This window comes from Clostridium pasteurianum BC1 (genome assembly GCF_000389635.1).
Lineage (GTDB): Bacteria > Bacillota > Clostridia > Clostridiales > Clostridiaceae > Clostridium_I > Clostridium_I pasteurianum_A.
In genome coordinates this window covers 4,078,814-4,098,769 of the sequence record NC_021182.1, presented here as the reverse complement: position 1 = coordinate 4,098,769, position 19,956 = coordinate 4,078,814, and the positions used below count along the sequence as shown (strand labels likewise).

Sequence of the window (19,956 nt, the reverse complement as noted above, 5' to 3'; positions counted from 1 at the left end):
TAGAAGGTGGAGTGTTACAGTGGTTAGTCATCGGATAAACAATTACAGTGCTTTAGAATTAATGAAAATAATACTAAGGGGTGATAGATTTGAAGGAAAAAACATTGAGTATTGTTGATTATGGTATGGGAAATTTGAGAAGTGTTCAAAAAGCCTTTGAATCCTTTGGTGGAAAATGTAATATAACATCTAAGGTGGATGAAATTTTAGATAGTGATGGTATTATACTTCCTGGAGTAGGAGCTTTTCCTGATGCTATGGAAAATATAAATAAATTAAATATAAACAAAGCTTTAAAAAATGCAGCGGAGTCTGGAGTACCAATACTTGGAATATGCCTTGGAATGCAGCTTTTATTTGATGAAAGTGATGAAGTGAGGCTTACAGAAGGTCTTGGATTAATAAAGGGAAAGATAAAAAAATTTGATATTAATTTAAAAATACCTCATATGGGATGGAATTCTTTAAATATATTAAAAAATTCACCTATTTTAGAAGGTGTAAAAGATGGAAGCTATGCATATTTTGTTCATTCTTATTATGCTGAGTTAGAGGAAGATAGTCTTGATGCAGATAGTTTTTATGGTATTAATGTACCGGCTGCTGTAAGTAAAGGAAATGTATTTGGTTTACAATTTCATCCTGAAAAGAGTGGGGATGCGGGAATAAAGATGCTTAAAAATTTTTGGGGGTTGTTATAAATGATAGTATTTCCAGCTATGGATTTAAGAGATGGCAAATGTGTAAGACTTTATCAAGGAGAATTCAGTAAATCAGAGGTAGTAGGAGAAAACCCACTGGATGTAGCTTTAAGCTTTAAAAAAAGCGGAGCAGAATATATACATATGGTGGATTTAGATGGAGCATTAAATGGCGAAGTTAAAAATCTGAATATTATATCTGAAGTAATTAAAGCTGTAAATATACCAGTAGAACTTGGCGGCGGTATAAGGAATATGAAAACTGTTGATATGCTTATAGGTGTAGGTGTTTCCAGGGTAATATTGGGTACTGCAGCATTAAAGGATATGGATTTTGTAAAGCAGGCAGTAAAAAAATATGGAGAAAAAATAGCAGTAGGAATAGATGCAAAGAATGAAAAGGTAGCAGTAAACGGATGGATTAACGTAAGTGATGTAGATTATATTGATTTTGCAAAGCGAATGGAGAGTATAGGAGTAAAAACTATTATATTTACAGATATAAGCAAGGATGGAACACTACAGGGGCCTAATTTGGAGCAGCTTGGGAGAATTGAAGAGAGTGTAAGCTGTAATATAATAGCTTCTGGTGGCATTAAAAGTGTAGAGGATTTAAAGAATATAAAGAATATGGGCGTTTATGGAGCTATTACGGGGAAGGCAATATATTCTGGAAATATAGATTTAAAAGAAGCTATAGATTTCTGTAGATAATATTAAAAAGCAGCTGTCTCAAATTATACAAAATATCAATAATAAATATAGCTGACTTGTAAAATGTATTTAACAGTATGGTTTTTGATAAAGTTAATACTATGTATCATAGAAGACAAGAAAAAGTTTGTCACTAATTTATATTTATATTAATGAATTTTGAGACAGTAAAAATCAGGGAGGAATTTTTTATGAGTAAATATTGGAGTGAAATAACTAAAAATATAGAACCCTATGTTTGTGGTGAACAGCCTAAAGATAAAAAGTATATAAAATTAAATACCAATGAGAATCCTTACCCTCCCTCACCAAAAGTGATAGAAGCTATAAAAAATGCAGCAAATGAAGATTTAAGGTTATATCCTGATCCAAACTGCGATGAATTAAGAGAAACTATTGCAAAATACTATAAACTAGATAAAAAGCAGGTGTTTATAGGAAATGGTTCAGATGAAGTATTGGCTTTTTCCTTTTTAACTTTTTTTAATCAGGATGAGGATATTATATTTCCCGATATAAGCTATAGTTTTTATCCAGTCTATGCTAAATTATATAAATTGGATTATAGATTGGCAAAATTAAAAGAGGACTTTTCCATAAATGTAGAAGATTTTTTGTGTGAGAATGGTGGAGTCATTATTCCAAATCCTAATGCACCTACAGGAAGAACTTTAGATATTGAAGCTATAAAAAGGATTCTGGAGTATAATTCTAACAAGGTAGTTATAATTGATGAAGCCTATGTAGATTTTGGTGGTGAGTCTGTAGTAAAGCTTATAAAGGATTACTCTAATCTATTGGTAGTGCAGACTTTGTCAAAGTCAAGATCTTTAGCAGGAATCCGTATTGGCTTTGCCCTTGGTCAGGAGGAGCTTATAGATGGTTTAAATAGAATTAAAAATTCTATGAATTCCTATACCGTAGATAGAATTGCAGCAAAAGCGGCAGTTGCCGCTATTGAGGATGAAACATATTTTAAAGAGTGTGCATCAAAAATAGTGAACACAAGGGAAAGGGTAGTAGAAGGATTAAAAAAAATTGGCTTTGAAGTAATACCTTCCAAAGCAAATTTTATTTTTGCGTCTCACCCTGAAATAAATGGAGAAAAACTTTTTCTTATACTGAGGGAAAATGGACTTCTTGTAAGATATTTTAATAAGCCTAGAATTAATAACTATCTGAGAATAACTATAGGCTCTGAAGAAGAAATGGGAATTTTCTTAGAAAAGCTTAAGATGATAGTAGCCGAGATTATATCTAAAGATAAGTAAGGCGTGTGAGAATGAATAATAAGTCAAAGATGCCTAAATATAAAAAACTGATTATATTTTAAGGATGTGATAAAATTGCTTACCAAGAGAATAATACCTTGCCTTGATGTAAATATGGGAAGAGTTGTTAAGGGAATAAATTTTGTAGACTTAAAGGATGTAGGAGATCCTGTTGCAATAGCAGAGTTCTATAATAGTGAGGGTGCTGATGAAATAGTGTTCCTTGATATAACGGCAACTTCTGATGGTAGAAAGACAATGATAGATGTGGTAAAGAGAACGGCGGAGAAAGTTTTCATACCATTGACCGTCGGTGGAGGAATAAGAACTGTAGATGATTTTAGAGATATATTAAAGGCTGGAGCGGATAAAATATCTATAAATTCATCTGCAGTAAAGGATCCTACTCTGATAACCAGAGCAGCTGAAAAATTTGGAACACAGTGTGTAGTAGTAGCTATAGATGGTAGAAAAAGAGAAGATGGGTCCGGATGGAATGTAGTTATTGCTGGTGGTAGAACAGATACAGGTCTTGATGCTATTGAGTGGGCTAAAAAGGCAGAAAGACTTGGCTGCGGTGAGATACTGCTTACCAGTATGGATGCTGATGGAACAAAGAATGGTTATGATATAGAATTTACAAGTGCAATTACTGAGGCAGTTAATATCCCAGTTATAGCATCTGGTGGTTGTGGAAAACTGGAACATTTTTATGATGTATTTGAAAAAACTAACTGTGATGCCGCTTTGGCTGCTTCTCTATTTCACTATAGAAAACTTACAATTAGACAGGTGAAAGAATATTTAAAAGAGAAAAAGGTTAGTGTTAGATTATAGATGGTGCGGTATCTAATGTAACTTAAACTTGTTATAGTAAGATAGTGTGATAAATGGGAGTAATTTATGTTAATAAGAGAAATAGAAGAAAAAGATAATAAGCAAGTAGAGTTACTTATTAGAACTTGTTTAATAGAATTTGGAGCAGATAAACCTGGGTGTGCTTGGTCTGACCCTAATTTAGGATGTTTTTTTCAAGTCTATCAAAATGAAAAATCTAAATATTGGGTTGTTGAAGAAAATAACAAAATAGTAGCTGGTTGTGGTATAGGCCCACTAACTAATACAGAAAACATATGTGAATTACAGAAAATGTATTCTCTAAAAGAGGTAAGGGGTACTGGAATTGCAAGTAAATTAATGAAAATTTCTTTAGAATTTGCAAAAAAATATTATGAAAAATGTTATCTGGAAACCTTTAGTAATATGGTGGCAGCCAATAAATTCTATAAAAAACATGGATTTATTCAATTAGAAAAACCTTTAATTGAAACTGAACATTATGCTTGCGATGTATGGTATATAAAAACATTATAATTTCATTGCAATTTTCTATTAGGTTGAATTAAGTAATGTTGAAGATTATATAAATGCTAATAAATGATTAAATTTTAGATGCTTAAAGTAGGTGAAAATATGAATGCAAATGAATTGCTAGAGTCTGTAGATTTTACTAAAGGTTTAATACCAGCTATTATTGTAGATGTGGAAAACGATGAGGTTTTAATGCTGGCATATATGAATAAGGAATCCTTAAAAAAGACTATAGAAACTAAAACTACCTGGTTTTGGAGCCGTTCAAGAAATGAATATTGGAATAAAGGTGCGACTTCAGGCCATTTTCAATATGTTAAAAGTATAAGTTTAGACTGTGATAATGATACATTGCTCATAAAGGTGGAGCAGGTAGGTGCAGCTTGTCATACAGGAAGCAGAAGTTGTTTTTTTAAAACAGTTGATATTTAGAGTAATTGTTATATATTTAATTCGTAAAAATAAAAAAAGACGAACTAATAAAAAGGGGATGGGAGTTTATTGGGCACTTTGTTCTTACTTATTATAATTATACCAACCGTAATAGTAATTTATTTAATTTATCTTCTAATCAAAGCATTAAGAATATACATAAGGAAAAATTCATAATTTTCTAATATTACGAATTGAAACGCTGTGTAGTATTAATTTACTTATGAAAATTAATTATTAAAGAGGGGAATGTAGGTATATGAAAGAAATTATTGAAGAACTTTATGCCACTATTATAAATAGAAAAGCTAATCCAATAAAAGATTCCTATACAAATTATCTATTTGAAAAGGGAATAGACAAGATACTTAAAAAAGTGGGAGAAGAAAGTACTGAAACAATAATAGCAGCAAAAAATAATAATCCTGAAGAACTTGTAATGGAAACCTGTGATTTAATCTATCATTTGATGGTTCTGTTGGCAAATCAAGGAATAAATTTAAAAGATATTGAAGCTGAATTAATTAAAAGAGAGGCTAAAACAGGAAATAAAAAGCCTGAGAGAAGAGAAATAGAAAATCTGTAATAAAAATATTATTGACAAATTTTAAACTTTGGAATATTATGTACTAAAGAATTAAGAATAATTTTTAAATGCTTTGATAAGAATTAGTAGCATAATGTAAGCTAAAAGAGAAAAATCTCCTAGGCTGGAAGGGATTTTTAGTGTGATTTATGTGAATGCATCTTTGAGCACTGTTTCGAAAATGAAGTAGATTTGTAGATTTCAGCGTGTACGCCCGTTATAGCGTTAAGGTATGATAGTACCGAAACTTAAGATGTCATATATTTATTTATATGATAAATAGAGTGGAATCGCGGAAGTTACTTCTGCCTCTATATAGGGGTAGGAGTTTTTTATTTGAACTATATAATCTATATCCTCAATAAATAATTAGACTGTAATATTCATATTACAGTTAGTATGCCAATTTTTTTATAGTTATTCATAGTATATCAATAGGAATAATACAATAAGGAGGAATATACAATGAACTCTACTCAGTATTTCAACAATATTGCACAAAAGTGGAATGTGATTAGAAGTGAGTATTTTGAGGAGAGATTAAAATACAAGGTTTTATCTAAAGTAAATGTAAAGGATAAAATTGTTGCAGATTTGGGTTGTGGAACAGGCTTTATTTCTATAGCCTTAGCTAATGATGCAAGTTTGGTATTTTCCATAGATAATTCAGTTAATATGCTAAAAGAGTTAAAAAATTCAGCGGTAAAAAGTGATCTAAAAAATGTATATCCATTAAAATCCTCTCTTGATAATATAGCTCTATTTGATGAATCTTTAGATGCTGTATTTATAAATATGGCTTTGCATCATATACGTGATGCAGAAAAAGCTGTAAATGAAATGGGGAGGATATTAAAAAAGGGGGGAAGCGTAATTATATCTGATGTTATGGAGCATAATGGTGAATGGGCAAGAGAAGAGATGTTTGATGAATGGCTTGGTTTTTCAAATGCCCAAATAACTAAATGGCTTAAAAAGTCAAATTTTGAAAATATTAATATAGACAATACAGATTTAGTTTGTAAGGGATACTCCAGCAAGGGTGAATACACCCAAACAGGTATATTTATTGCCTCTGCAATTAAATCATAGTGAAAAATAACTAGTTAAGTATGTTAGTCTATTTTGCATCATATTCTATAAACAGAGACTTTTGTGGTTAAAATTTGTTTTCTGCTTGATACGAAATAGACTCACCATATTTAATATGTAATTTATCTTAAGATATCTAAATTTTAAAATACAGGGAGGAAGAAATTAATTATGAAGATTGAATCATTGGTAATTCACGGAGGAATAGATGGGGACGATAAGACAGGTGCAGTAAATGTTCCAATTTATCAGACCTCAACTTATAAGCAGCCAAGCTTTGGACACAATACAGGATATGAATATTCAAGAACTGGTAATCCAACAAGAGAGGCACTAGAAAAACTTATAGCAGATTTGGAACATGGATATGCAGGTTTTGCTTTTGCTTCTGGTATGGCTGCAATTACAGCAGTTATATCTTTATTTAAAACTGGAGACAAGGTAATAATATCTAACAATGTCTATGGGGGAACCTTTAGAGTTTTAGATAAAGTTTTTAATCATTTCAATATAGGATATAAAATTGTTGATACTACAGATTTAGAAGCAGTAAAAAATAATGTAGATGAAAATGTAAAAGCAATATATATAGAGACACCAACAAACCCACTTATGGATATAACTGATATAGAGGGTATATCAAAAATAGCAAAAGAAAAAGGAATTTTTACTATAGTTGATAACACTTTTATGACTCCATACCTTCAAACGCCAATCGATTTAGGTGTAGATATAGTTGTTCATAGTGCTACTAAATATTTGGGAGGACATAGTGATGTTGTTTCTGGCCTTGTAGTAGTAAATAGTGAGGAATTGGCTGAAAAATTACATTTTATTCAAAACTCTACGGGGGGAGTATTAGGACCTTTTGATTCTTTCTTGTTAGTAAGGGGAATAAAAACTTTGGCTGTAAGAATGGACAGACATAATGAAAACAGTAAAGTAATTTCAGAGTATTTGAGAAATAGGGAAGAAGTAGAAAAAGTCTACTATCCTGGATTTGAAGATCATCCAGGTCATGATATTCAGAAGAAGCAGGCAAAGGGATATGGTGGGGTAATATCCTTTGTATTAAATGATAAAATTGATTATAAGAAATTTTTGTCAAGCTTAGAGCTAATTACCTTTGGTGAGAGCCTTGGTGGAGTGGAATCTTTGATATGTCATCCAGCTTCCATGACCCATGCAGCAATTCCATATGATATAAGACAGGAAGTTGGAATTGTAGATAATTTAATAAGATTATCTGTTGGAATAGAAAATTCTCAGGATTTATTAGAAGATTTAACTGCAGCCTTAAAAGAAAGCAGCATATAAGATATTGTAAATTTTTCATATTTTATTATAAAGAAGGGATAAAATCGTGAAATATATAGAGGATATTAGAGATCTTATAGGAAATACTCCAATTATAAGGATTAATCATATAGTAAGAAAAAAAGGAATTAATATTTTTGCTAAACTGGAAACAAATAATCCAGGTGGAAGTGTTAAAGATAGAATAGGCGTTTATATGATAGAAGATGCGGAAAAAAAAGGACTTTTAAAGCCTGGTTACACAATAGTAGAAGCAACAGCTGGAAACACAGGAATAGGGGTGGCACTTGCTGCTATCAATAAAGGCTATAATGTTATTTTTGTTGTACCAGAAAAATTTTCTATAGAAAAGCAGACACTGATGAAAGCATTAGGTGCTAAAATAATAAATACACCAAGAAAAGATGGAATGCTTGGAGCGGTTGCAAAGGCAGATGAACTACTAAATACTATTGAAAACTCTACAAGTTTGCGACAATTTGAAAATGGTACAAATCCACTTGCCCATTATGAAACTACCGGACCTGAAATATATAGAGATCTAGATGGTAAAATAGATTATTTTGTAGCAGGAGCAGGAAGTGGTGGTACCTATACGGGTATTGTAAAATATTTGAAGGAAAAGAATTCAAATATTAAAGGGGTATTAGCAGATCCAGAGGGTTCAACTATGGGTGGGGGCATAGAAGGATGTTATGACATTGAGGGTATAGGAAATAATTTCATACCACATACTATGGATATGGAATTAGTAGATGAAATCATAAAAGTGAAGGATAAAGAAGCTTTTGACATGGTGAGAGAGTTGGCACTTAAAGAGGGTATTATAGTTGGAAGCTCATCTGGAGCAGCTATGGTGGCCGCATTAAGGCTTTCAGAAAAAATAGATAGTGGAAACATCGTAACAGTTTTTCCAGACAGAGGAGACAGATATTTCAGTAAAAATATTTATTAATACATTTTAAAGAATGACCTATTTGTAGCAATAAATTTTAAAGAAAAAATAATTTATTTTAAAGTAGTCATGTGAAAATAAATAGCAAGTCAAAGATACCAGGTGTATCCACTAGTTATTTATAATGACTCAATCATGGGGGAAATTTAAATATATATAAATAACTGTTTTAATTTATTTAAAGCAGTTATTTTTGTGTTCAAATGTTTATATATACAATATTATAATAATATCTGAAATATTATTTTGGGATGGTTAATGCTCTATGGAAAAATTATTTAATTTAATAAATTAATTGATTTTAGCACAAGAGTTCTTTAATATTATAATTATAATATTTCCAATCAATTAACTCGGAGGCTTGAAAATATGAGATTATTACTAGTGAATGATGATGGTATAAATGCAAAAGGGCTTCATACTTTAGCAAGAGAACTTGAAAAATATTATGAATTAACTGTTGTTGCACCAGATAGTGAGAGAAGTGCTTGTGGGCATTCTATAACTATTTCACAGCCTTTAACAGTAAAGAGAGTAAAAATAGATGATTTAAAATCACCAGCTTATAGTGTTACGGGAACTCCAGCTGATTGTGTGAGAATAGGAATGGTTAAATTAGTAGATAAAGATATTGATATGGTGGTATCAGGAATAAATATAGGAGCTAATTTGGGAAATGACATACTTTATTCAGGTACGGTATCTGCTGCCATTGAAGCTGCCATTAATAATATACCTTCTGTGGCAGTATCTGTCCATGCTGATAAAAATTTTAAAAATTATTCTACTGCTGCAAAGTATGCAAAAAAAATTTTAAATTTGGCAGAAAAAAATAATTCATATAAGGATGTAGTTTTAAATGTAAACGTGCCTGGATTAGTAGAAAATAATATAAAGGGAATTAAAATATGTAGAATTGGTGGCAGAGTTTATAATCATAATTATGAAAATATTAAAAAATCTACTGATACGGCAAGTTTTATGCTAAATGGAAAAATCAATCCCCTTCATGAAGATGATACTGATGTACACTTTTTAAGGGAAGGGTATGTTACATTGACACCACTACATTATGATTTGACAAATTTTAAGATTCTCAAGGATGTAGAGAAATGGATAAAATAATTTAAAAAATTATTTTTATTATTTAGAATATTTTATGGATAAATACAAAATATATATTTATGATAAAAAAATTCTTAATATATGGATTCTTAGGACTAAGTGCCGAAATATTCTGGACGGGATTTGGATCACTTATGAGAGGAGATATCAAGCTTACAGGATACACTTATATATGGATGTTCTTCATATATGGATTGGCTGTTTTCCTTGAGCCCATGCATGATATGATTAGAAGTTGGCCCCTTGTATTAAGGGGAGGCGTTTACATGGTAGTTCTATTTTCTATTGAATATTTAAGCGGCTGGCTTTTAAGAGACATTATAGGGGTATGTCCATGGAATTACGGCAATGGTCCATTATCTATTAATGGGTTAATTAGACTGGATTTTGCACCTGTCTGGTTTTGCTGTGGTCTTGCTTTCGAAAGAGTCCACGATACTATTGATAGGTTATTTTTTTTACTGGGAGCTCATGGCTAAAAATTACTAATCTACTAATGAAAACACTATATTTTTAAAGTGTTCATGATCTGAAAACTTTCAATAATACTTTTTAAAACATGTAAAAATCCTATTCTGTTTAATATTTTATATCAAACGGAATAGGATTTTTTTATTTTTTAGGATTTATGCGATGACTAGCCGCTGTAAAACTCCACCTCCTAAAGGTGGAGTTTTACAGCAACATGTCTCTGGATAATTCATCTAAAATTAGTGGGTTTACAAACTTCCACTAAGTAAGATTCATTGATACTTTATAAGTGATCTAATTGCTTCATAAAATATATATAAAACGTGATGTTCCCACCAAATGTTTTGTTTCATAATCACAAATAGTTCCATTATCTAAAAAACAGTTGAAATAACCTCCATTTTTGTAATCCATACATCTTGGATAATAAAAGTTGAGAATGCTGTAAACTTGACCTTTTAACCACTCAGGATCTTGAAAATGGAAGCTTGACCTTGATTGAGCGCTCAATGTATCACCTCTTTAATATTTTGCATACAATAAGTATATTCTTATACTAATAAATGTATTCATTAATTAAAATAGCAATCTACAAAAGCTGTGATAATAAAATGTCAGTAAATTAGAAGGTAAATGAATTCTTTAATTAGTCATGAAATACTAGAGGGTTAACAGAAATAGACCTCAAAACAGTTATCAAATAGAGGGATTATTGGAATAATATAGAAATAAAGAAAGAGAATATCAATAAATAAATTATAGAGAAGGAGATAAATAAAATGAAAATAGGTACGAAAGAATTATTCAGTACAGTGGAATTAAAAAATATATTAACAAAGTTTCAAAATAAGATAAATAAGCAACTAGAGAAAAAATCAAAATATGAAGAAGAGATAAAAACACTTCAAAATAAATTGGAAAAAGCTATTGAGAAAAATATTTTAGAAGGTAATAATGAAGTTGAGATTACAAGGATCACAGCCCGTATTACCAACACTAAGATATTATTAAATATTGTAGATGACAGTATAAATAATATAAAGAAGGTAAGAGCAGAAAGACTTGCTGAAGAATTACCTGCTGCTAAATATTCAGATGAAGTACCAGATATGATTGAAAGAAATAGAGAAGAAGCAAATGCTGTAGCTAACAGAGGTAAAGTGGCAGAAGAAATGGTACAAATTGCTGATTGTAATAAATTGGAGGATGTAGACTTAGAAAATTTTTTAAAGGCGTTGAAGGTAAGTGAGTAATAATAATCCGGAAGATATTTTAAATATCTGGCAGAATTTACTGGTTATATAAAAGATAGGACATTAGTAGAGATTACCTCGCTAGTGTCCCTTTTTTTTAATTTTGGGGACTGAAAACAATTATCTAGGTTATACTATAACCAAGAATAAATAAAGGAGGTGGTGTTATGAACTCAAATAGTAAGCCTAATAGATTGATTAATGAGAAGTCGCCATACCTACTTCAACACGCTTATAATCCTGTAGATTGGTTTCCTTGGGGTGAAGAAGCATTTCAGAAAGCAGAGAAAGAGAATAAACCAGTATTTCTTAGTTTAGGTTATAGTACTTGTCATTGGTGTCATGTGATGGAAAAGGAATCCTTCGAAGACAATGAAGTAGCAGAATTACTAAACAAATATTTTGTAGCAATTAAAGTTGATAGAGAGGAAAGGCCGGATATAGATAATATCTATATGTCAGTATGTCAGGCTATTACAGGCAGCGGCGGATGGCCTCTTACAATTATTATGACCTCAGATAAAAAGCCATTTTTTGCAGGGACATATTTACCTAAGAAAACTCAATATGGGCATATGGGACTTATGGAGTTATTAGATAAAATAAATGCAATGTGGATAGAGAAAAAAGATGCATTATTAGAATCTAGTAATAACATTGTTGAATTTTTACACAATCAGACAGTGGATAATAAAAAGGGTGAAATTAGTGAAAATATAATAGAAGAGACCTATAATTCATTAAGAAATAGTTATGATCCAGTATTTGGTGGATTTAGTAGTGCACCTAAATTTCCAACACCTCATAATTTAAGTTTTCTTTTAAGATATTATAAAGTAAAAGGTGATAAAGAGGCATTGGAAATGGTAGAGAATACGTTAGATTCAATGTATTCTGGTGGAATTTTTGATCATATAGGCTTTGGATTTTCTAGATATTCGGTGGATTCAAAATGGTTAGTACCGCATTTTGAAAAGATGCTCTATGATAATGCACTTTTAGCTATTATATATACGGAAACCTATCAATTGACTTATAAAAATAGGTATAAAGAAATAGCTACAAAGATAGTAGATTATATATTAAGAGATATGACTCATGAAGAGGGAGGATTTTATTCTGCGGAAGATGCTGATTCAGAAGGGGTGGAAGGAAAGTTTTATATATGGGATAAAACGGAGATAGAGAATGTTTTAGGAGAAGAGGCTAGTTTTTTTAATGAGTATTATGAAACTAAAGAGAAAGGTAATTTTGAAGATAAAAATATAATTAATTTAATAGGAGAAGATTTAGAAGAACTTGAGAATGAAAAGATTAAGAATAGATTGAAAGAATCAATAGAGAAACTATTCAACTACAGAGAAAAAAGAGTACATCCACACAAAGATGATAAAATACTCACAGCATGGAATGGACTTATGATAGCAGCTATGGCATATGCTGGAAGAGTGTTTCAAGTAGAAAAATATAAAGAGGCGGCAGATAGGGCTATAAACTTTATCTTTAATAATCTGGTTAATGAACAGGGGAGATTGTTATGCAGATATAGAGAAGGAGAAGCTGTTAATTTGGGATATTTGGATGACTATGCCTTTTTAGTGTTTGGATTAATTGAAATGTATGAAACAACTTTTGAATCATCTTATTTAAGAAAAGCTATAGAACTAAATGATGATATGCTTAAATACTTTTGGGATGAAGAAAATAGTGGATTATTCTTTTCCGGTAAAGATAGTGAAGAGCTCATTTTAAAATCAAAAGAAATATACGATGGGGCTATTCCATCTGGAAATAGTGTGGCAGCAATGAATATCATAAGGTTATCAAGAATAACTGGAGACAAAAAACTAGAACAAAAGGCTGGGGAAATTTTTAATACCTTTGCAGAAAAGATAAATGAAATACCAGCAGCTCATATAAATACAATCTCTGCTTTCTTGACTAGTATAACTCCAGAAACACACGTGGTTATTGCAGGCAACATAAATGATAATAATACAAAGGCTATGATTAGTGAAATAAATAAAAAATTCTTACCTTTCTCCGAAATTATATTTAATGATGAAAGTGAAGAAATTTATAAGCTTATACCTTTTATAAAGAATAATATAATGGTTAAGAATAAAACTACAGCTTATGTTTGCAAAAATAATTCATGTTTAGCTCCAACTAATGATTTGGAAGAATTTCATAATCTGATAAGCAAATGAGAATGTATATTTTATTTTTTATCCATCATTAAGTTTTTATATATTCCTTCATTTACGATTAATGACTAAATCTTTAAAATATTTTAGGCACTTAAAATAGCTAATATATTTTAAGTGCCTAAGTTATTATCTAGAGAAAACCACTCGCTAGCAATATATAATGATGTATAAGTTTAGCTTTCACTTGAGAACTCTATATACTTGATTTAGATTCTAACCTTATACTAACTAATGTAAGAAAAACAGCTCCTAATACCATCAAAGCACCAATCCAAGGAGTTGCAAGTAATCCTAAGGAATTTACTACAATACCGCCTATAAAAGCACCTAAAGCTATGCCTAAATTGAAGGCTGCTATATTAATAGCAGAAGCCACATCTACTGCAGAAGGTACATATCTTTTAGCAAGCTGAACAACAAAAGCTTGAAGACCAGGTACATTCATGAATGCAAATAATCCCATTATCATAACTGTTATTGTGCCAGCAACTTTAAAAGGGGCAGTGAAAGTTAGTATGAAAAGTACAATAGATTGAATAATAAACATCCAGAATAAAGCTTTTATAGGACTTTTATTAGCAGCTTTTCCTCCAATAGTGTTACCAATAGCGATGGCAATACCATATACTAGTAAAAGTAAACTAACTGAACTAGGGGCATACCCTGTAACTCTCTCTAATATAGGACTTAAAAAAGTAAATGTAACAAAAGTACCACCATAGCCTAATGCTGTTATGAGAAAAGCTAGAAGTAAACGTCCATTTGTTACTAGTTTTACTTGAGCTTTAAAAGAAACAGGTAAAGCTTCCTTTAAATTTTTAGGAACTAGGATTGAAGTGGAAACTAATGCTATAAGACCTAAGATCGCTACACACCAGAAGGTAGACCTCCATCCAAATTGTTGTCCGATATAAGTTCCTAAAGGTACTCCTGTTACTGTAGCTATAGTTAAACCTGTAAACACTAGTGCAATGGCACTGGCCTTTTTATTTTCAGGTACTAAATCAGAGGCAATTGTAGAAGCTATGGAAAAAAATACTCCATGAGAGAAAGCCGTAACTATACGTGCTATAAGTAGTAAACTAAAGCTGCCGGATAAAGCGGCAATAATATTACCAGCAACAAACACAATCATTAAAGAAATCAGCAATGATTTACGAGACATTTTACTAGTTAATGTTGTTAATATAGGAGCACCAAAAGCCACTCCAAGTGCATAACCGGATATTAAGAGTCCAGCTAAAGTAATAGATACATTTAAATCTCCTGATACAGAAGGTAGTAGACCAACAATAACAAATTCAGTAGTTCCTATACAAAATGAACTTATGGCTAATGCTATTAGTGCAAGAGTACTATTTTTTTTATTTGAACTTACATTTATATTAGAATTAAAATTTGTTTCCATAATATCTCCTCCATAATAATTTCTATATTTTCCAATTGACTAGATATACTTTAAAGGGCCCTTTTAAAAGTTATCCAGTAAGTTAAATTATAGTTTATCCGATGACTACCATCCGTAATACTCCCATCTTCTATCAAAGTGGGAGATAACGGTTGCTACGTCCCTGGATAACGATTTCTAAGTTTTAGATGGAGAAAAAAACTCCACCTGAAACAAAGAACTCTGTTTATGTATGTTATTGTGGCATATAGTTTTAAAAATATAAAGAACGCACTTTAAGGTAAGGTACTAACTGGAGAGTATGAATTTTGATAACAAGAAGGATATCTAAGATAAAAAAATTGAAATAAAAAATAAAGCATATTTATATATGCTTCTTAATAAGTGATTTTTAGAAACTAAATTTTTTATGTAACCATTTTAGTTTTTAAGAAATTTGTAATTAAAAAGACTGTTGACATATTATGTATGCCAACAGTTTAATGGTATTATTCACTCTCTTTTTTAGAATCAGGGAAATGTTTAATAGACCAGCTTTCTACTATTTTTAGAGCAGGAACTATTTCGTTTCCTTTTTCAGTAAGATTATATTCAACTCTTGGAGGAACTTCTGGATATATGGTTTTAGTAATAAATCCGTCTTCTTCAAGCTGTTTTAACTGTTCATTCAGAACTTTTTGACTTACATTTCCAGTAATTCTTTGAAGTTCAAGAAATCTTTTAGAACCTTCAGATAAATGGCAGAGTAATACAGCTTTCCATTTGCCTCTTATGAGTTCAAAGCCCCAATCTAAATGACATACATATTCCTTATCTTTGTAATTTATCAAATATCAATCACCTACCACTAAAAAATAAATTTACATTGTAACTATATTATAATATAGATTTATAGAATTTCAAAACAAAGTATAAATGTGTGCTTCCTTTAAAATTCCATAACTTACTTCTATGTAAGTTATCTTACCCTAAAGTGCCTACTTGTTATCTGTTATTTTCGAAAATATAATTAGTAATAAAAGTATATATTTTTATTGAAATTGAATCTAAATATTTAGATTTAGGCGCAGTGTGGCTTGGAGTCTACCCAGAGAAAAGTAGATATAATCAAGAGAAAATTCATTTAAATGAATGGTAAAAAGAAAGGAAGCTGTTTTTATGATTAAAATAGTTGCTGAATGCTATGTTAAAAATGAAAATGTTCAGGAGTTTAAAGAGATTTGTTCTAAAATGATAGATTTAACAAGAAAAAATCAGCCAGGGAACATAAGGTATGAACTTTTTGAGAGAAATTTAGACATAGATATGTTTGGTATTGAAAAGCTTGATGGAGTAACAATGTTTTCTTTTATAGAGGAATGGAAAGATTTAGATACATTAAAGGGTCATTGTGATTCCGATTATTTAGCTGAGTTATTGCCTAAAATGAAAGCAACCTTAGCAAAAGATATGAGGTTGACATTATATAAATTGGTAAAATAGAAATTGAATATTCCAAGGAAAGATAATAAATATATCTAGTGAAGCTGGACTAAGACCAAATAAAGATTTGGTACATTATTCAACAACTAAGGCAGCTATATTAGGTTTAACAAGGGGTATGGCAGAAACAACAAAGGGTTCAAATGTGACAGTAAATAGTGTATTACCCGTAACCACATGGACAGAAGGAATAGCTAAATATTTTGAGGAACTGGCAAAGAAAAACGGAAATAGCATAGAACAAGAAAAAATTAACTATTTTCAAAATGGTAATGACAGAGACTCATTACTTCAAAGATTTGTAACTGTAGCAGAAGTTGCAAAGACAGTTCTATTCGCAGCAGCTAATGATGGGGTAAATGGTAATTCTATATTAATTGATGCTGGAGTTATAAAACATATTTAATTTTATCTTAAAGTTACATATATTTTTTATTCTTTTGCTCTAAAAATCTTATAACTTACTTTATTGATGAAGAAACCGCAGATAGATTAAAAAAATTAGGAAATGTAATACCTATGTTGTCTATAGATGGTTCAGAAGAAGACACAGATGAAAGAAGAGGAAAAGGCATTTACAAGAAAGTAATGCATGCTATGGAATTACTTAATGAAAGAGGAATATTGTTTGGAGTGTCTACAGCAGTTACAAGAAAAAATATTGACACTGTGTTAAATGTAGCTGGACATGTATTTGGAGGAGAAATATTAAAACTTATGGATTCCGTAGCCTATGCGGTAGCTACAAAGCATGCAGAAAGTAATGTGGTTACAGCAAGAATTGATGAAATCATGTTCCATAAACCAGTGTTAATAGGTACGGTAGTAAAATGCAAAGGAAAAGTTGTTTTCACAGGTAGAAGCTCAATGGAGGTATATATTTCTATTGAAATTGATGATATACAAAATGGAAGAGTTTGTATAATGCTCTATCAGCCTACTTTACTATGGTGGAAGTAGATGAAAATAATAAACCTAAAGAAGTACCAAGATTAGAACTAAGTGATGAAGAAGAAATAATAGAATTTAAAAAGGGCATAGAAAGATATGAGGAAAGAAAGTTAAAAAGATAAAAATACTCCTTCAGCCATTGGCTAGATATAACTTTTTTGAAGAAACGGTTCATGAAGTCCTTGAAAAATAAAACCGCACCTTAATTCAATTTAAGGGTGCGGTTTTATTTTTTTATTTAATTTTAAATTATAATATAGATTTACAAAATTTGAAAATAAAGAGGATATATTTTTTATAGGATATCTACAGATATATATCTAATTTAAAACCAATTGCACGAGTTTATTTTGGGCTTAAGAGATAGGATATGAAAATAGTGTAATCAAGATAGATATAATAACTAAACCTTTTAATGTAAAATATTTAGAATATGAACATTCGTACAATAAAAAATCATTAATATTATATTATTGTCCGATGTAAACGTATCTAGCAGGTAATATAATTATTTACATAAAGAGATATATCAATTGAAAACAAAACAAGGGAGAAGATGTTTATGTTATTGTTCAACTGTAAACCCAAAATTCATAATTTTGAAGCATTTAGAGAATTTGCTGAAGAATTTAATATAGGTGAAGGGGATCTTGTATTCACTTTAGGTTCTCTATATGAACCCATATTTAAACCATTAAATTTAAAATGTAACTATATACTCCATAAACATGGTCTTGGAGAACCAACAGATGAAATGGTAAAGACCATATTTGAAGAAGCTGAAAAGTTCAACTATAAAAGAGTTATAGCTGTTGGAGGAGGTACTATAATTGATATAGCCAAATTAATGACTCATTCAGATATATCTAAAGATATAAATTTATATGATCTCTTTACAAAAAAAATTCCTTTTAATAAAAACAAGGAACTGGTTATTGTTCCAACTACTTGTGGAACAGGTAGTGAGGTTACCAATATTTCAATAGTAGGCTTTGTGGAGAAAAATACAAAGTTTGGATTAGCCATTGAAGAACTTTATCCCGATGATGCTGTATTAATAACAGAATTATTAAAAACCTTACCTTTCAATCCATTTATAACAAGTTCTATTGATGCTTTAATACATTCTATAGAATCTTATTTGGCACCAAGATCTAATCCTTATACAGAATTATATAGTTTAGAAGCAATTAAAATTATATTAGAAGGATATTTAAAAATACTTGAAAAAGGTAAAGATTACAGAAATGAAATTATGAATAATTTTGCCATAGCTAGCAATTATGCAGGAATAGCTTTTAGTAATACAGGAGTCGGCGCCGTACATGCTATATCCTATCCGCTAAGTGGAAAATATCATGTAGCACATGGAGAAGCAAATTATCAATTTTTAACAGAGGTTTTAAGAACTTATTATAAGATAAATAGTAAAGGAAAAATCAAAGAATTAAATGCCTATATTTCAAAAATTTTAAATATTAAAGAGGATGCAGAGGTAATATACGATAAAATAGATGAAATATTAGGGGGATTTTTACACAAGAAAAAGCTTAGTAAATACGGTATGCAGCAAAATGAAATAGATGATTTTTCAAAACTGGTAATTGAAACTCAACAGAGATTACTTAATAACAACTATGTTCCTTTTGATAAGGAAATTGTATCTTCTGTATATAAAAATTTATTCTAACAGAATAGCAAATTTTAAAATAATAATAATAAATTCAATAAGAATGATATAAAAATTAAGGGGTGAAGAAAAATGTTAGTTAAAAATAAAGTTAAAGAATTAAATATTTTTGCTACAAGAATGAGAATAGAAACTATAAGACAAATTGCTACAAGAGGTTTTGGCCATATTGGTGGGGCTATGTCAATATGTGATGTGTTATCAGTTTTATATGGTGATGTCATGAAAATTGATCCTAAAAATCCTAAAATGGAGAATCGAGATTGGTTTATATGCTCTAAAGGACATGCAGGACCAGCAGTATACTCTGCTTTGGCTTTAAGAGGTTTTTTCCCAGTAGAAGAGCTTAAAACGTTGAATCAACATGGAACAAATTTCCCTAGTCACTGTGATAGAACAAAAACTCCAGGAATTGATGTAACCACAGGTTCTTTAGGGCAGGGATTGTCTGCAGCAATAGGAGTTGCATTAGGACACAGACTGGATAAAAAAGATAACTATGTTTATGTAATATTAGGTGATGGCGAGTGTGATGAGGGACAAGTATGGGAAGCAGCATTATATGCAGCTCAAAAGAGAACTAGTAATTTGATTGCATTTGTAGATTATAACAAACAACAAATAGATGGATATACAAAGGATGTAAATGATTTAGGAGATATGCGTGAAAAATTTGAAAATTTTGGCTGGTACTCATTAAGTATAGATGGTTCAAATGTAGAAGAAATAGAGGAAGCAATTCAAAAAGCTAAGGAACAAAAGGAGAAACCTTCAATGATAATATTAAATACAAGAAAAGGTGAAGGCTGCAGTTTTGCTGAAAATACTTTAAATAATCATCATGTAAATGTATCAATGGAACAGGGAAATGAAGCTATTAAAATATTAGAAAAAAAATTAAATACTTTAATAAATAATTAAGGATGG

General features: G+C 30.4%; 22 protein-coding genes and 1 pseudogene. 21 read left to right on the top strand and 2 right to left on the bottom strand.

The window, feature by feature from the left end; genetic code table 11:
- Positions 1–89 precede the first annotated feature (89 nt).
- The 14 genes from hisH (at position 90) to CLOPA_RS19015 (ending at position 13,498) form a co-directional block, all read left to right on the top strand.
- Complete coding sequence (gene hisH / locus CLOPA_RS19085; RefSeq protein WP_041710985.1) at positions 90–701, top strand: imidazole glycerol phosphate synthase subunit HisH; 612 nt, start codon at positions 90–92, stop codon at positions 699–701.
- Positions 702–1,415 (top strand): 1-(5-phosphoribosyl)-5-[(5-phosphoribosylamino)methylideneamino]imidazole-4-carboxamide isomerase, encoded by a 714-nt coding sequence (gene hisA / locus CLOPA_RS19080; RefSeq protein WP_015617066.1) that lies wholly within the window; start codon positions 702–704, stop codon positions 1,413–1,415.
- A 191-nt stretch (positions 1,416–1,606) separates the two neighbouring features.
- Positions 1,607–2,686: a histidinol-phosphate transaminase gene (gene hisC, locus CLOPA_RS19075; RefSeq protein ID WP_015617065.1), complete on the top strand. Its 1,080-nt coding sequence runs from the start codon at positions 1,607–1,609 to the stop codon at positions 2,684–2,686.
- Between the two features lie 75 nt (positions 2,687–2,761).
- Positions 2,762–3,523, top strand: a complete 762-nt coding sequence (gene hisF, locus CLOPA_RS19070; protein WP_015617064.1) for an imidazole glycerol phosphate synthase subunit HisF — start codon at positions 2,762–2,764, stop codon at positions 3,521–3,523.
- 66 nt (positions 3,524–3,589) lie between these two features.
- On the top strand, positions 3,590–4,060 hold the full coding sequence (locus CLOPA_RS19065; protein WP_015617063.1) for a GNAT family N-acetyltransferase: 471 nt from the start codon (positions 3,590–3,592) through the stop codon (positions 4,058–4,060).
- A 99-nt stretch (positions 4,061–4,159) separates the two neighbouring features.
- A complete protein-coding gene (gene hisI, locus CLOPA_RS19060) occupies positions 4,160–4,489 on the top strand; it encodes a phosphoribosyl-AMP cyclohydrolase (protein WP_015617062.1) in 330 nt (109 codons plus the stop codon).
- Between the two features lie 259 nt (positions 4,490–4,748).
- A complete protein-coding gene (hisE, locus tag CLOPA_RS19055; RefSeq protein ID WP_015617061.1) occupies positions 4,749–5,075 on the top strand; it encodes a phosphoribosyl-ATP diphosphatase in 327 nt (108 codons plus the stop codon).
- A 465-nt stretch (positions 5,076–5,540) separates the two neighbouring features.
- Entirely contained in the window at positions 5,541–6,167 is a 627-nt protein-coding gene (locus tag CLOPA_RS19050) for a class I SAM-dependent methyltransferase (RefSeq protein WP_015617060.1), read from the top strand.
- 171 nt (positions 6,168–6,338) lie between these two features.
- Entirely contained in the window at positions 6,339–7,484 is a 1,146-nt protein-coding gene (locus tag CLOPA_RS19045; protein ID WP_015617059.1) for a bifunctional cystathionine gamma-lyase/homocysteine desulfhydrase, read from the top strand.
- Positions 7,485–7,530: 46 nt separating this feature from the next.
- Positions 7,531–8,439 carry a PLP-dependent cysteine synthase family protein gene (locus CLOPA_RS19040; protein WP_015617058.1) on the top strand — a complete coding sequence of 303 codons (909 nt, stop codon included), beginning with the start codon at positions 7,531–7,533 and terminating at the stop codon, positions 8,437–8,439.
- Positions 8,440–8,808: 369 nt separating this feature from the next.
- Positions 8,809–9,564 carry a 5'/3'-nucleotidase SurE gene (gene surE, locus CLOPA_RS19035; RefSeq protein WP_015617057.1) on the top strand — a complete coding sequence of 252 codons (756 nt, stop codon included), beginning with the start codon at positions 8,809–8,811 and terminating at the stop codon, positions 9,562–9,564.
- A gap of 59 nt (positions 9,565–9,623) precedes the next feature.
- Positions 9,624–10,043, top strand: a complete 420-nt coding sequence (locus CLOPA_RS19030; protein ID WP_015617056.1) for a putative ABC transporter permease — start codon at positions 9,624–9,626, stop codon at positions 10,041–10,043.
- A gap of 771 nt (positions 10,044–10,814) precedes the next feature.
- Entirely contained in the window at positions 10,815–11,288 is a 474-nt protein-coding gene (locus CLOPA_RS19020) for a hypothetical protein (RefSeq protein ID WP_015617055.1), read from the top strand.
- A gap of 167 nt (positions 11,289–11,455) precedes the next feature.
- The gene (locus CLOPA_RS19015; protein ID WP_015617054.1) at positions 11,456–13,498 is read left to right on the top strand and encodes a thioredoxin domain-containing protein; all 2,043 of its coding nucleotides are present in this window, start codon (positions 11,456–11,458) and stop codon (positions 13,496–13,498) included.
- 193 nt (positions 13,499–13,691) lie between these two features.
- On the opposite strand, the gene CLOPA_RS19010 is transcribed toward CLOPA_RS19015, so the two are convergent.
- Positions 13,692–14,906: an MFS transporter gene (locus tag CLOPA_RS19010; RefSeq protein ID WP_015617053.1), complete on the bottom strand. Its 1,215-nt coding sequence runs from the start codon at positions 14,904–14,906 to the stop codon at positions 13,692–13,694.
- 488 nt (positions 14,907–15,394) lie between these two features.
- Positions 15,395–15,736 (bottom strand): winged helix-turn-helix transcriptional regulator, encoded by a 342-nt coding sequence (locus tag CLOPA_RS19005; RefSeq protein ID WP_015617052.1) that lies wholly within the window; start codon positions 15,734–15,736, stop codon positions 15,395–15,397.
- Positions 15,737–16,064: 328 nt separating this feature from the next.
- Here CLOPA_RS19005 and CLOPA_RS19000 point away from each other — a divergent pair, with 328 nt between their 5' ends.
- The 7 genes and pseudogenes from CLOPA_RS19000 (at position 16,065) to CLOPA_RS18980 (ending at position 19,950) form a co-directional block, all read left to right on the top strand.
- A complete protein-coding gene (locus CLOPA_RS19000) occupies positions 16,065–16,388 on the top strand; it encodes a putative quinol monooxygenase (RefSeq protein WP_015617051.1) in 324 nt (107 codons plus the stop codon).
- A 7-nt stretch (positions 16,389–16,395) separates the two neighbouring features.
- Positions 16,396–16,794 (top strand): SDR family oxidoreductase, encoded by a 399-nt coding sequence (locus CLOPA_RS18995; RefSeq protein ID WP_080648348.1) that lies wholly within the window; start codon positions 16,396–16,398, stop codon positions 16,792–16,794.
- 65 nt (positions 16,795–16,859) lie between these two features.
- Positions 16,860–17,066 (top strand): annotated as a pseudogene (locus CLOPA_RS25685) (radical SAM protein); the annotation flags it as partial.
- A complete protein-coding gene (locus CLOPA_RS26280) occupies positions 17,058–17,348 on the top strand; it encodes an acyl-CoA thioesterase (RefSeq protein ID WP_278246065.1) in 291 nt (96 codons plus the stop codon). The pseudogene CLOPA_RS25685 and the gene CLOPA_RS26280, both read left to right, overlap by 9 nt.
- Entirely contained in the window at positions 17,336–17,461 is a 126-nt protein-coding gene (locus tag CLOPA_RS26560; protein ID WP_278246003.1) for a hypothetical protein, read from the top strand. Before CLOPA_RS26280 ends, CLOPA_RS26560 begins: the two co-directional genes overlap by 13 nt.
- A gap of 440 nt (positions 17,462–17,901) precedes the next feature.
- Entirely contained in the window at positions 17,902–19,029 is a 1,128-nt protein-coding gene (locus CLOPA_RS18985; protein ID WP_015617050.1) for a 4-hydroxybutyrate dehydrogenase, read from the top strand.
- Between the two features lie 72 nt (positions 19,030–19,101).
- Positions 19,102–19,950, top strand: coding sequence for a transketolase (locus CLOPA_RS18980; protein WP_015617049.1), 849 nt, complete (start codon positions 19,102–19,104; stop codon positions 19,948–19,950).
- Positions 19,951–19,956 lie beyond the last annotated feature (6 nt).

What these genes read in the sequence shown, in the direction of transcription:
- CLOPA_RS26560 (WP_278246003.1), top strand. Translation starts at nt 17,336, where the DNA reads ATGGTGGAAGTAGATGAAAATAATAAACCTAAAGAAGTACCAAGATTA.
- CLOPA_RS19020 (WP_015617055.1), top strand. Translation starts at nt 10,815, where the DNA reads ATGAAAATAGGTACGAAAGAATTATTCAGTACAGTGGAATTAAAAAAT.
- CLOPA_RS19065 (WP_015617063.1), top strand. Translation starts at nt 3,590, where the DNA reads ATGTTAATAAGAGAAATAGAAGAAAAAGATAATAAGCAAGTAGAGTTA.
- CLOPA_RS19015 (WP_015617054.1), top strand. Translation starts at nt 11,456, where the DNA reads ATGAACTCAAATAGTAAGCCTAATAGATTGATTAATGAGAAGTCGCCA.
- hisC (WP_015617065.1), top strand. Translation starts at nt 1,607, where the DNA reads ATGAGTAAATATTGGAGTGAAATAACTAAAAATATAGAACCCTATGTT.
- CLOPA_RS19010 (WP_015617053.1), bottom strand. Translation starts at nt 14,906, where the DNA reads ATGGAAACAAATTTTAATTCTAATATAAATGTAAGTTCAAATAAAAAA.
- CLOPA_RS18985 (WP_015617050.1), top strand. Translation starts at nt 17,902, where the DNA reads ATGTTATTGTTCAACTGTAAACCCAAAATTCATAATTTTGAAGCATTT.
- hisA (WP_015617066.1), top strand. Translation starts at nt 702, where the DNA reads ATGATAGTATTTCCAGCTATGGATTTAAGAGATGGCAAATGTGTAAGA.
- CLOPA_RS19000 (WP_015617051.1), top strand. Translation starts at nt 16,065, where the DNA reads ATGATTAAAATAGTTGCTGAATGCTATGTTAAAAATGAAAATGTTCAG.
- CLOPA_RS18980 (WP_015617049.1), top strand. Translation starts at nt 19,102, where the DNA reads ATGTTAGTTAAAAATAAAGTTAAAGAATTAAATATTTTTGCTACAAGA.
- surE (WP_015617057.1), top strand. Translation starts at nt 8,809, where the DNA reads ATGAGATTATTACTAGTGAATGATGATGGTATAAATGCAAAAGGGCTT.
- hisI (WP_015617062.1), top strand. Translation starts at nt 4,160, where the DNA reads ATGAATGCAAATGAATTGCTAGAGTCTGTAGATTTTACTAAAGGTTTA.
- CLOPA_RS19030 (WP_015617056.1), top strand. Translation starts at nt 9,624, where the DNA reads ATGATAAAAAAATTCTTAATATATGGATTCTTAGGACTAAGTGCCGAA.
- CLOPA_RS19045 (WP_015617059.1), top strand. Translation starts at nt 6,339, where the DNA reads ATGAAGATTGAATCATTGGTAATTCACGGAGGAATAGATGGGGACGAT.
- hisE (WP_015617061.1), top strand. Translation starts at nt 4,749, where the DNA reads ATGAAAGAAATTATTGAAGAACTTTATGCCACTATTATAAATAGAAAA.
- CLOPA_RS19050 (WP_015617060.1), top strand. Translation starts at nt 5,541, where the DNA reads ATGAACTCTACTCAGTATTTCAACAATATTGCACAAAAGTGGAATGTG.